This is a genomic window from Anaerofustis stercorihominis (genome assembly GCF_005844425.1).
In the GTDB taxonomy this organism is placed as follows: Bacteria; Bacillota; Clostridia; order Eubacteriales; family Anaerofustaceae; genus Anaerofustis; species Anaerofustis butyriciformans.
The window spans coordinates 1-12,314 of sequence record NZ_SPHL01000012.1 but is presented as its reverse complement, the minus strand read 5'-3'; the positions used below and the strand labels follow the sequence as shown (position 1 = coordinate 12,314).

General features: G+C 27.7%; 12 protein-coding genes. 3 read left to right on the top strand and 9 right to left on the bottom strand.

The features are described from left to right. The first annotated feature begins 59 nt into the window (after positions 1-59). Entirely contained in the window at positions 60-1,352 is a 1,293-nt protein-coding gene (locus FGQ49_RS04795) for an NAD(P)H-dependent oxidoreductase (RefSeq protein ID WP_138268738.1), read from the top strand. Positions 1,353-1,496: 144 nt separating this feature from the next. Then, complete coding sequence (locus FGQ49_RS04790; protein WP_138268737.1) at positions 1,497-1,898, top strand: helix-turn-helix domain-containing protein; 402 nt, start codon at positions 1,497-1,499, stop codon at positions 1,896-1,898. Positions 1,899-1,925: 27 nt separating this feature from the next. On the opposite strand, the gene FGQ49_RS04785 is transcribed toward FGQ49_RS04790, so the two are convergent. From FGQ49_RS04785 to FGQ49_RS04760, 6 genes are all read right to left on the bottom strand, one after another. After that, positions 1,926-2,372, bottom strand: a complete 447-nt coding sequence (locus tag FGQ49_RS04785) for an Hsp20/alpha crystallin family protein (protein WP_138268736.1) — start codon at positions 2,370-2,372, stop codon at positions 1,926-1,928. A 311-nt stretch (positions 2,373-2,683) separates the two neighbouring features. Next, a complete protein-coding gene (locus FGQ49_RS04780; protein WP_171020585.1) occupies positions 2,684-5,218 on the bottom strand; it encodes an MBG domain-containing protein in 2,535 nt (844 codons plus the stop codon). Between the two features lie 674 nt (positions 5,219-5,892). Beyond that, positions 5,893-6,432, bottom strand: coding sequence for a DUF1697 domain-containing protein (locus FGQ49_RS04775; RefSeq protein ID WP_138268734.1), 540 nt, complete (start codon positions 6,430-6,432; stop codon positions 5,893-5,895). 107 nt (positions 6,433-6,539) lie between these two features. Continuing rightward, a complete protein-coding gene (locus FGQ49_RS04770; protein WP_138268733.1) occupies positions 6,540-7,172 on the bottom strand; it encodes an ABC-2 transporter permease in 633 nt (210 codons plus the stop codon). 1 nt (position 7,173) lies between these two features. Beyond that, positions 7,174-8,019 (bottom strand): ABC transporter ATP-binding protein, encoded by an 846-nt coding sequence (locus FGQ49_RS04765; RefSeq protein ID WP_138268732.1) that lies wholly within the window; start codon positions 8,017-8,019, stop codon positions 7,174-7,176. Further along, a complete protein-coding gene (locus FGQ49_RS04760) occupies positions 8,003-8,389 on the bottom strand; it encodes a GntR family transcriptional regulator (RefSeq protein ID WP_138268731.1) in 387 nt (128 codons plus the stop codon). Before FGQ49_RS04760 ends, FGQ49_RS04765 begins: the two co-directional genes overlap by 17 nt. A 142-nt stretch (positions 8,390-8,531) precedes the next feature. Between FGQ49_RS04760 and FGQ49_RS04755 the strand changes: the two genes are divergently transcribed. Continuing rightward, the gene (locus FGQ49_RS04755) at positions 8,532-8,999 is read left to right on the top strand and encodes a DUF1307 domain-containing protein (RefSeq protein ID WP_138268730.1); all 468 of its coding nucleotides are present in this window, start codon (positions 8,532-8,534) and stop codon (positions 8,997-8,999) included. A gap of 26 nt (positions 9,000-9,025) precedes the next feature. Here FGQ49_RS04755 and FGQ49_RS04750 read toward each other — a convergent pair whose 3' ends face one another. The 3 genes from FGQ49_RS04750 to FGQ49_RS04740 all read right to left on the bottom strand — a co-directional run bounded on the left by FGQ49_RS04750 (position 9,026) and on the right by FGQ49_RS04740 (position 12,008). Further along, positions 9,026-9,679: a trimeric intracellular cation channel family protein gene (locus FGQ49_RS04750; RefSeq protein ID WP_138268729.1), complete on the bottom strand. Its 654-nt coding sequence runs from the start codon at positions 9,677-9,679 to the stop codon at positions 9,026-9,028. Positions 9,680-9,691: 12 nt separating this feature from the next. Further along, a complete protein-coding gene (locus tag FGQ49_RS04745) occupies positions 9,692-10,390 on the bottom strand; it encodes a CBS domain-containing protein (RefSeq protein ID WP_138268728.1) in 699 nt (232 codons plus the stop codon). Between the two features lie 94 nt (positions 10,391-10,484). Continuing rightward, positions 10,485-12,008, bottom strand: a complete 1,524-nt coding sequence (locus tag FGQ49_RS04740; protein WP_171020584.1) for a L,D-transpeptidase family protein — start codon at positions 12,006-12,008, stop codon at positions 10,485-10,487. Positions 12,009-12,314 lie beyond the last annotated feature (306 nt).

The following is a 12,314-nucleotide window of genomic DNA, read 5'->3' as shown; positions in this document are numbered from 1 at the left end:
AATATGTACATTTGAGGGGATGAACATATTTAATACAAAAGAAAAGAGGAAAATTATCTATGCTAGGCATGAATTACAGATTAAAAGATTTACATGAAAAAAATAATCCTATTAAAGTCGGCATAATAGGTGCCGGACAAATGGGAAGAGGTTTAATAAGCCAGTTATACAAAATGAAAGGAATGACACCAAGCGTTGTATGTGACATAGACGTAAATAAAGTTTTACATGCATTTTCAAAATCAAATATTACAGAAAATGATTATGTCATTACAAACAATTTATCACAAGCAAATGATGCTATCAAAAAAGGTAAAATTGTAGTAAGTGAAGATAAACAAATTGCTTCTTTTGTTGAAGCAACAGACTGCGTTGTTGATGCAACAGGTTTTACTGATATTGGAGCAGAAATTGCAATTGATACAATAAACAATGGCAAAAACATTGTAATGCTTGATGTTGAAGCAGATGTTGTTGTTGGTCCTATTTTAAAAAGAAAAGCTGACAAAGCAGGTGTAATTTATACAGGAAGTGCAGGAGACGAACCCGGAGCAGTTAAAGAAATGTTTGACTTTAGTGAAGCTTTGGGCTTTGATATAAAAGTAATAGGAAAAGGAAAAAATAATGAAGTTGATCACAGCTGCACACCTGACAGTATAAGAGATTATGCAATAAGCAGAGGCGTAAGCCCTAAAATGCAATGTTCTTTCTCTGACGGAACAAAAAACATGGTTGAACTTTGCTGTATGGCAAACTCTACAGGACTTGTTCCAGATGTTAGAGGTGGACATGGCCCAAAATGTGACATTAAAAACTTAGATAAAGTTCTTTGTTTAAAAGAAGAAGGCGGTATTTTAAACAATTACGGTGTTGTAGAATGGGTAAATGGTATTGCCCCTGGTGTATTTGTAATAGTTTCATCAGATCTTGAGTTTATACATCATGAAATGCAATACTTAAGAATCGGAGATGGTCCAAATTACGTATTATACAGACCTTATCACTTATGCGGAATGGAAACACCACTTACAATAGCAAGAGCAGTTTTAGATAAAGCACCAACAATCGTTCCTATGGATGGTCTTGTATGTGAAGCTATAACAGTTGCAAAAAAAGATCTTAAAAAAGGAGAATCAGTAGATGGTATAGGAGGTTTTTCTACTTACGGAACAATTGATAAAAGAGAAGTTGCAAAAGAACTAAATGCACTTCCAATAGGTCTTATAAATAAAAACACAAAAATGGCAAAAGATGTTAAAAAAGGTGAAATTATAACTTATGATGATGTCATCTTGGATGAAGATTCTTTACTTGTTAAACTTAGAAGAGAACAAGATAAGATTTGGGAATAATAATAAATTAAAAGACAAAATATAAATTATATTTTGTCTTTTTTTATGTAAACTGTCGGTTTACCTTTTTCTCTTATAAGTAGATAGACTATTTATTTATAATGAATTAAAATATATCTATAATAATTGGTCAAGGAGAAAAATATGAATTCAAATATAGGTGAAAAAATAAAACAAAAAAGAAAAGAAAAAAACATGACACAGCAAGAACTTGCAAAAAAATTAAATATTACAGATAAAGCTGTGTCAAAGTGGGAAAGGAATTTATCATATCCTGACATTTCAATAATACCTCTCCTTTGCGAAATTCTTGATATGGATACAAATGATTTTTTAGGTTTAGAGCAAAAAAAGTTAGATTTTAAAAACTTAAACAAATCAGACTTTTCAGAAATGATTAACTTAACAGCAAAATGCGTAGGGTTAGCCCTTGGAATAGGCGTTCTTGTTTTAAACATATTAAAAGAAATATCAGCAAATGATAGTATTATATTACTCAGCATAGCAATAATATGCTTCGGCATTACATCTTTTACAAAAAAATAAGGCTACCTAAACGGTAGCCCTTTTCAATTAACCTTCAATCGCTATAGTTTTCTTTTCTTCAACTTGTTTTTGATCTTTCTTAGGAACATTTAATTTCAAAATACCATTTTCGTATTTAGCTTTAATTTCATCTTCTTTAATTTCAGTTCCTATATAAAAACTTCTTGAACAAGAACCACTATAACGTTCTTTTCTTATATATTTTCCGTTTTCGTCTTTTTCATCATTATTTACATCTTTGCTTGCGCTTACTGTTAAATAACCATCTTTCAAATGAGCTGAAATTTCATCTTTACTAAATCCAGGTAAGTCAATATCTACTTCATAATTATCTTCATTTTCTTTAACATCAGTTTTCATTAAATTTGTTTCTTGTTTGTATAGTGGATTTTTACCACCAAAGAAATCTCTATCCAAAGACAAGTCCATTAAATCATCAAATAAGTTTTCTCCAAAAATACTAGGTAACATCATAAGTCATTCCTCCTTTTCTTAGACATTCTATCTATGTCACTAGTTTTTTTGAACTATGGGGTTTGAATCTTTCTGAGGTTCTCCTCTTTGTTCAAGTATAATATATCACTTTTTGTTAGCACTGTCAAGAGATGAGTGCTAATTATTTTAATTTTTATAAAAATACTCCTGCATAATTACTGTTTTATACAGGAGTATTTATTTTCGTATCAATTATATTAAATCTTAAATTTGCAATAGTTTTATATATACAATATAACTATTTTATTTACATTTATTTTCTATTAAAATATAAAATATTATTTTTCTATTTAACGTTGTTTTCTTTTACTAAATAAAACTAATGATAAAATTCCAATTACAGATACTATAAGTAATGCATACCAAACAAAAACATTTGTATTATCACTTGTTGATACTTTTTCAGATGTATCAGATTGATTAGTATTATTGGTTTTATCTGTATCACTTGGTGGTACATTTTTTTCAACAACATTTACGATAATATCTGTTTCCACAACTTCATAATTTTGAGTATCAGATGGTATAAAAATGGCTTTAAAAGCATGTACCCCTGATCTATCAGCTATCTGATTTTCATCTTTCCATGAAAAACCTTCAGGAAGTTTTATAGTTGAAAGAGATTTTCCTTTTTCAATAGTTATTTGATTTGGAACTTCATATTTGGGAACGGCTTTTTTAATTTCAAAGAATTTAATTGCTTCTAATCCCATGTAATTTTTATTTTCTTCTACTTCAGCCTTAACATACCATGTTCCTGCATTAATTGGAATTGTTTCTTTATATGTACCGTCTTTTTTGTCACTGTATGTAAACTTAACAGCACCATATTTTGAAACGGCTTTAGGAGTATTCCCTTGCTCTCCATATGTCCAACCAGTAATAGATAAATTATCTACCCATTCGTTTGATAATTTACTAATGTTAAATTCAAGCTCATCAGAAGCACCACTATAGTTATCATCAGCCTCTACACTTGCAATAACCTTATAATTCCCTGCGTCAATAGGAGCAGATTCAATTTGAATCCAAGAATTATTATCTTTTTCAAACCATCTAATTGTATAATCTTTACTGCTTCCTATTTTATCTATATCAGGAGTATTTACAGCATTTCCATCAAATTCTTTATCAAGACTCTGGTTTTTAATTGTAATCTTACTATCAGCTTTAGCAATATTAACTGTTAAATTACGTTCTACATAATGCCCTTGTGCATTATATCCTTCCACATTTGCAAAGCCATATTCATCTTCATAAGCTGAAACATCAAAACGAGCAAGATATGTCTTTTCTCCTACAGAAACCGCGGTATCTTCATCTGACCATGTCCAGCCATCCGGTAAATTAATATCCGACAGTTTTTGTCCATAAACAGCAGTTAAATTAGTTGGAGGATTTATAATAGTATTTCCATCAATATACGCAGTTGCTTCAGGTAAAGAAAGATATACGTCACTATTTGGAGTACCTTGAATCATAAAGCCATTATCTGTTTTTGTTATTTGTAATGCCTCTAATACATTTAAAGCCATAATTTTATCAATATAATCATCCGGTAGATAATAGCCGTCATTTACTGTAACTTCGATAGGCTCGATACTACCCCATACACCTGTTTGAGAACCATTATTGGATGTAATATTCATACTAACTCCAGTTTTGAATTTTACATTAATATCTCTTTTATTATAACTCGCCAAATTTGCATAGGTTATTCTATCTGATGTTGTTTCTAACCAAACCTTGCAATTTTCAAATGAAGACAGAGAATCAGAAATTTCACTTGCAAACAATAAGTCATTATTAGATACTTTTTTTGCCCATGCCCCTTCACTATTTTGCACAACAAGATAGGTGTTGTCATTTGTAATACCACTTACTGAAACACTTTTATATTCTCCGCTGAGTGTTGCAGTACCCACATTTCCTTGATATCTAATTGTAAAGGCACCATCACCATCAGTATCAGATAATGTCATGGCGCCATTAGATGTTGCAGGCATTGCACAAGATGCAAAAAGTGCAGATGACAAATCTAATTTAAAAGCAGGAGCTAATCCACATCCGTATTCAACAGCCCAATCCGATACATAAGAAACATATCCATACATTACAGTTGATTTATATGGTAAAGTAGAACTTGGAGCACGTAACCAGAAAATTTCAGTTCCACAATAATTTATATCAATACGAAGACCTGTATTTAATACATCTGAGTATGTACCATTTGTTCCTACATTTATATGATCTCTACCAAAATTCTGATTACCATATGGAAGATACAATATATCTGTTGTAGAATATGCTCTACTATTATAACTATCTAAAGTATAAATGGTCGTACTTTTCATAAATTTTTGCTCTTCATTTGTAAAATAGGATGTCAATAAATTTTCTAACTTGTTTCTTATGGGACTCCCACCGTAATGATTTGGATTGACTTTTTCAATATTTCTTCCCTCTGGATATTCACAGTTCCAATTTGGATCATAGTCTTTCTTATCCCAGTCTGTTACCTCAGATTCAAACACAACACCTTGTTCCATCATACTTGCAGCAAATAATGTTATACTATCATTACTTTGGCTTCCTGCTATCCACCACTGCTGATTATTATTCCCAAAATATACTTTAGCAGGATTAACCGAACCATCAGTATCATCAGTATTAAAACTCCTCAACTGCTCAACTGTTGCAAACTCAGTAATATCCGGACTTTCAGCTGCATAAACATTTGTATTAAATTGAAATACAATTGTTAGCATAAAAACTAAAGTGAAAAAAATTAATTCTACTCTTTTCCAAATGTATTTTTTTTTCAATTAAAACAGCCCCCCTTCTTTATTTAACTATTTATTTTTTATGTTATTAAAACATTTACATTAACATTTACATTATAAATAGTTTATTTTATAAAGCCACGGTTAAAAGCATACTTTACATGATTATAAAATATTTTTTTAATTACAGACTTTTTATAAAATAGACGTTATTATCATATTTTCATAATAACGACAAATGTTTAACGTAAATCATTAATGTTTGTCGCTTATTGTTCGTTTATTGGAGTCAATTATTATTCCTAAAATCTATTTAAAAATTGACAGCAAACTTTTCTCCTTAAAATCAATAAAAGATAAGATATATTTAAACATTCTTTTTTGTACTTTTTCATAAGTTACTATTAAATATATTTTAGCATAATTATTTTTTCTTGAGTACACCCGTTTTTGATGAAAAATGGGGGATATATAATTGAATTTTATTTGTATTTTTAGTTAAAATAATAAAAATTTGAATAAGAAAAACTTGAATAAGAAAAGTTATATATCATAAAATTTAGTAAACTCTCACAATTAATATAAAATTATTTGATTATTTTTAATTTTTTTATATAAATACATTTTTATAGTGAAATAGAAGAAATATATTGGAATACTAATAAATTTAATGAACTTATATAAAATATGTTATCTATATTTCTTAATTAAACATATTAAATACCAACAATTTTTCTAACAGTATTTGCTGTCCTTATAGTTAGTTTTTTGCTAATATCTCCACTTGCTGTTTTAGACCACCAGTTTGTCTTTTGATAATCTTTACGAACAAAAGACCAAAAAATAACATTTTTATAATTTTGAATTTTTTCTAATCCTCTCTTAGGCTGTCCAATCTTTTCATAAACATCATCAAAAGTCATAGGTGGAATAATAAAAATTAAATTATCATAAATCTCTTTATTATCATTCCCCCACCATTCAGGTACATTTTGTAAAATATCAACAAGATCTTCTTTTGATAAAACTAAAACAGGAATATCCAAATTAAATTGATTTTTAATCATTACCTCAATTTGTTCGCTAACTTTTTTTGTGCTATCTTCATTACTTGTAAAAATCACATTACCACTATTCAAATAAGTTTTTACGTCTTCAAAACCAATTTCTTCAAAATATTTTCTTAACATTGCCATTGGCACTTTATTTTTTCCGCTTACATTAACACCTCTTAATAAGGCAATATATTTTTTCATATAATAAATCTCCTATTTTTAATTAATAAAAATTATATCATTCTTCTCACATAAATTTATAACATAAAATTAATTAAATTAAAAAAAGAGATACCCCAAAGTATCTCTTATAAAGCTCTCTTTTCATATATTTTAACCGAAACAAAATATGATACTATCCATAAAAGAGCGATTAAAACTAAATACACAAAAGAAGGTATATTCATAAAATAATTTATTAATTCAACACTGCCTGATGACTGAGAAAAAAGTCCTCCACCAATTACACCAATAATAACACAAATCAAAATCGTTCCAAGTCTTCCCTTTTCAGCACCAAATTTAAAATTAATAGGTAGATTAATTGAACTTATTATTATCGCCATAAGACAAAATGGAAGTATAATATTAAAAGAATCTACAATACTCATTGCATAACTTGAATTTATAAAATAAATAATAATATTTACAAATTCATATAAAACAGACATAAATATTACACCGCCTAATGATAATATATATTTACTTAATACCATCTCTTTTCTTGTATAAGGCATTGTTATCGCATAGCTTTCCCACTTACTTCTTTCATCCAATGCCATAATTGTAGTTGGAAGAAGAGAGAAAAATATTATTGAAAAAGCTAAGAAAAAATATCCGCTTTCTGTATAAGATAAAAAAACATATACTACACAAAAAAGTAAAATAAATTTACATTGCTTTATAAGTTCATACATATCTTTTAAAAGTAAACCTTTCATCTTATTTTCCCTCCTTTGCCATAAAAACAATAATATCTTCAATGGTTGGTTTTTCTAAATTAAACACAGGATTAATTTTTTCTTTTAAAACCAAAGCTTCTACTCCATAAGGAGATTTCCTTAGTCCAACAATACAGTCTGAATCAACATTTTCAAAATCATCTTTTGAACATTTTAATATTCTGTAATTATCAAGAAGCACATCTTTTTCCTCTACAAATAACATTTTACCTTTATGAATAAAAGCTATATAATCACAAAGCTTTTCAAGGTCAGAAACAATATGTGAAGAAATTAAAATTGAGTGGTCTTCCTCTCTTGTAAATTCATAAAACAGCTCTAAAATTTCATCCCTTACTATTGGATCAAGACCACTTGTTGCTTCGTCTAAAATAAGTAATTTTGCATCATGACTCAATGCAACAGCAATCATAAGTTTCATTCTCATTCCCCTTGAAAAATCTTTAAAAGATTTCTTTAAAGGCAACTCAAACTGTTTCATATAATTAAAAAATGTATTTTCATCCCAATTTTTATATGTGTTTTTCATAATGGAATTAACCTGTTTTGGGTTAATACTTTCAGGAAAGTGAGCTTCATCAAGAACAACGCCAATATCTTCTTTGGTTGCTTTAAAATTATCTTTATTATTCTTACCTAAAATAAATATTTCTCCATCATCTCTTGTAATTGCATCAAGAAGTAATTTTATTGTCGTACTTTTCCCGGCTCCGTTTTCTCCGATAAGCCCCATTATACATCCCATTGGAAGTGTAAAACTTATTTTATCAAGAGTAAAATCACTATACCTTTTTGTCAAATTTTTTACTTCAATTGCGTTCATCATTCTCCTCCAAAATAATATCAAACATCTCGTAAATGTCTTCTATTTTTAATTCATTTATTTTTGCCAAATCCAATATCTCTTTAATATGAAATTCAATCTTTTTTAGGTTTTCTTCTTTAATTAGTTTTATGTTCTTTTCATTTACAAATGAACCTTTTGCCTTAACCGTATAAATGTATCCATCTTTTTCCAGTTCTTCATAAGCTCTTTTGGTGGTTATGACACTTATTCTTAAATCTTTTGCTAAATTTCTTATAGAAGGAAGAGAATCACCTTCTTTTAATTTACCGGATACAATCATATTTTTTATTTGTATGTATATTTGCTCATATATTGGTTTATCGTCTATATTACTTATAATTATATCCAAAGCATTCATCCTTTCTTTGTTTTCTGTATATATACAGTATATACAGTATAATCAGTTTTGTCAATAAATAAATAATATTTTTATTGCAAAACGTTTACAAGTATTGTATTATTAATTTAACAAAATATTACGGAGGGAAATTATGAAAAAAATATTTAAAGCTATTCTTGTATGTACATTGATTTTATCTTTATTTTCTTTAACAGGCTGCGGAGGAAAAGAACAAACGGTAATATTAAAATGTGATTATGCCGCTGGAGTAGAAATACAAGCAACTTTACATGCAAAGGGGGATACAATAGACAAAATCAAACAAGTAACATCAATAGATATTTCTAATTATTCAGATAAGCAAATAGAAAGTTTATATAATCAAAATGATATATTAAAAAAACAATTTGAATCAATTGAAGGGCTAACCTATGACATAAAAGAAGAAAATAAAGTAGTATATGAAACTATAGAAGTTACATTTACAAAAGATAATATGAAACAACTAGCTAATGCAAATATTTTTATAACTAATGGAAGTAATGTTAGTAAAATATCTTTAGAAAAAACTATAAAACAATTTGAAAGTCAAGGATTTGAAATTGTTGAACAAAAATAAAAAAGGTAAGATTAATTTCTTACCTTTTATTTTTTTACCCTTGGAAGTGACCATTCGTATTTTTTTGATAAAACTCTAATTAAAATTGTAATAAATATACCTATGATCAATGAAAAATTCGAATTAATTCCATTTTTTAATAGAACAATATACACACCGCCTCCCAGTATCGCTGCAAGAGCATATATTCGTTTTCTAAGAATAAAAGGAATATCTTTAACCATTATATCTCTGAGTATTCCTCCTCCTATACCTGTTATTACACCTATAAACATAATAAGAAAATTATTATCACTATATCCACTATACATTGCCGTGTTTACCCCAAGAACAACAAACACACCTAAACCTATACTATCAAAAAAATTTAAAGCATTTTCAAATACTTTTCTATTTTTTTGGATATATTTATAGTTGAAATATGAAAAAATAAATATTACAAGCGACGATATTGCAGCCAGTGCAGCATAATTACTGCTTATAAACATTGTAGGTGGATTTATCGCAAGTATTAAATCTCTGATAACTCCCCCACCTAAAGCCGTCGTTACCCCAAGAACAACTACTCCAAAAATATCCAAATCCTTTTCAATAGCCACCATTGCACCAGAGATTGCAAATGCAATTATACCTATAATTTCACATATATTTATAAGTTGTTGAGTAAAAGTATATTCCATCTCATTTTCCTATTAATTACCTATTATGTCATATGGAGTAATTAACCCTGTAAGCCTTTCGTTTTCTTTCCCGTTTTTTGTAATAAATATAATACCTATTCTTTTATTACTTTTATATGCTTTATAAAGTATATCTTCCAATTCAATCATTAACGTATTTTCATTTGTAAAAATAAAGCTACCTGTTATAGTATTATCCAAACTTAAATATTTCTTTATATGATAAAATTTTGTATTTTCATTTATTTCATTTATACCTTCATCCAATACACATTGGAAAACCGTACTTTCTCCAAATACTCCTCTAACAATGCCTTTATCATTAAGAATAGGTATATAACTAATTTGGTTTTGCTCCATTTTTCTCATATATTCCATTATATTATTACCAATATTTGCACTTATTATTTTACCAATGGGTTTATAAAAATCAACAACTTTTTTTGGTGATTCTATTTTTTTTATAATACTTTCTAACAAGGCTAAAATTGCTTCATTTGGCTCAATAGCATACTCATTATTTATTTTAGGATTATGCTGTAAAATATTTCTTATTTCCTTACAATATGCAAGTTCCCTTCTTATATCTTTATAACATTTCAAATTCATTAATCTTGTAATGCTTTTTCCATCCTTTGGAAATCCATATTCTAATACTGCGATTTGTTCAAGTTTAGTATAAAGTTGTATAAATTTTTCCGTACGATTCATTTTTCTTTTCCTTTTTATTTTAATAAAACAATTTTTTATTACTGTACTTTATTTATAACAAAAAAAGAGGTATTTTAAAATACCTCTTTTAAAATTAATAATGAACTACAATTGGATATCCAGCCTCAATATTATCATAAACAATTCCGGCTTTACTTGGCGGCATGTTTACACATCCATGACTTCCTCCACCTTTATATATTTCTCCACCGAATGTACTTCTCCAGTTAGCATCATGCATTCCGATACCTCCGTTAAACGGCATCCAATAAGTTACAGGAGAAGCATAATCACTTCCATCTGCGTTTTGCCCTTTTAAAGTAACATGCATTGTTTTGTATTTTAATATATAAACACCAGGAGGTGTATCGTATCCTGCATATATATTTCCTGTTACAACCGGCATTGAAATAATAAGTTTTCCATCTTTATATAACCACAATGTTTGATATGTTAAATCAATTTCAACATAACTATCTCCAATGTCGTTAGCATTTTTATATCCCTCTTGAGAATATTTAGGTTCTCTTGTTATATCTTTTTTATTCTTTAATTCAGATATTAATTTTTCTATTTCTTTATCTTCATCTATAAAGTAACCATAATCCCCACCGCTTACGGTTATTTTTCCTTGCTTTGTGGAATTAAAAGTATGATCAGACCAAGCAGTATCATATTTCTGAGCAAGTTTATGAACAAAATTTTTAACACTTTCTTCATCAACTTTTAATTCACCAAGAGTAAAATCATCATATAAATTATCTTCGCTTATACCATACATTTTTAATATATCAACTTTATTTACTTCTACATTTCCGCAGTACATTTTATATGTAATTGATGGTATGTCTAATTCTCTTAAATAACTTTGCTTTTCTAAAAGCTCTTTATCTGTAGATAAAATATCAGGTTTAACATAAAAGTCTTCAGGAATAAAGTTCATGGAAAATTTACCGCTTGAAATATAATTTACTATTTCGTTTGTAAGTAATTCTTTATCAATATTATTACCATAAACTTCTTTTACTATATCAAAGTTAGCACTCTCCAAGTTTATATAAGCATTTTTTGTTTTTGTTACTTTTCCTGACAAATTATAAATATCAAGAGAACTTATTTTTTTATTAAACTCATCAGGTGTTTTACTTATACTCATATTAATTCTAATATTATCGTTAAATAAACCAATTTTTATTAAGAAAAATTCAAATTTACTTTTATTTAGTATATTATTTAAATCATCTTCTATATCATATGTAAAACCAAAATCGCTTATTTTACCGAATACTTGTTCATTTGATTTAGATGAAATTAATTCTTCTTCCATAAACTTTGTAACTTGTTCATTTGGGGATAATATTTCTTTTGTCGACCAAGTTCTTGGAACATCAAATTTAAAAGCAGTATTTGATGATTTAACAATAAATTCTTTATTATTCCATTCTTTGGTTATTTTTTTCTCTGCTTCGTTTACTGTAAGTCCGGAACAATCAACACCATTTATGCTTATCCCATTTGGAAAAACATTTGACTCATATTTAAAATTTGAAAAAACAAAATAAAAACAAATAAAAATAATTGCTATAAAAATTAATAAATACTTCTTCTTAAATTTCATTAACTTACCCTTTAATATCGACATTTTAAATGAATATTCGACTTATTATAACACAAAAATTTATTTATATATCAAAAATATATAAAAAAATATAAACATATTATTTAATTATATAAAAATTCAAATCAAATAGAATAAAACATATAAAAAATATCAAGAGTTATTTAAGTAAAGTAACATACAACCAGATAAAGACATAATACAAGACAAGGAAATAAAAAAAGAACCTAGTTCATAGGTTCAAAGGAATAAAAAAAACCCCGCGACTACCTACCCTCCCAGTCCGTCTCCAGACAAGTACTCTAG

Excerpts from the sequence above, each read along its gene's own strand:
- FGQ49_RS04795 (WP_138268738.1), top strand. The coding sequence starts at position 60 with ATGCTAGGCATGAATTACAGATTAAAAGATTTACATGAAAAAAATAAT.
- FGQ49_RS04790 (WP_138268737.1), top strand. The coding sequence starts at position 1,497 with ATGAATTCAAATATAGGTGAAAAAATAAAACAAAAAAGAAAAGAAAAA.
- FGQ49_RS04785 (WP_138268736.1), bottom strand. The coding sequence starts at position 2,372 with ATGATGTTACCTAGTATTTTTGGAGAAAACTTATTTGATGATTTAATG.
- FGQ49_RS04775 (WP_138268734.1), bottom strand. The coding sequence starts at position 6,432 with ATGAAAAAATATATTGCCTTATTAAGAGGTGTTAATGTAAGCGGAAAA.
- FGQ49_RS04770 (WP_138268733.1), bottom strand. The coding sequence starts at position 7,172 with ATGAAAGGTTTACTTTTAAAAGATATGTATGAACTTATAAAGCAATGT.
- FGQ49_RS04765 (WP_138268732.1), bottom strand. The coding sequence starts at position 8,019 with ATGATGAACGCAATTGAAGTAAAAAATTTGACAAAAAGGTATAGTGAT.
- FGQ49_RS04755 (WP_138268730.1), top strand. The coding sequence starts at position 8,532 with ATGAAAAAAATATTTAAAGCTATTCTTGTATGTACATTGATTTTATCT.
- FGQ49_RS04750 (WP_138268729.1), bottom strand. The coding sequence starts at position 9,679 with ATGGAATATACTTTTACTCAACAACTTATAAATATATGTGAAATTATA.
- FGQ49_RS04745 (WP_138268728.1), bottom strand. The coding sequence starts at position 10,390 with ATGAATCGTACGGAAAAATTTATACAACTTTATACTAAACTTGAACAA.
- FGQ49_RS04740 (WP_171020584.1), bottom strand. The coding sequence starts at position 12,008 with ATGAAATTTAAGAAGAAGTATTTATTAATTTTTATAGCAATTATTTTT.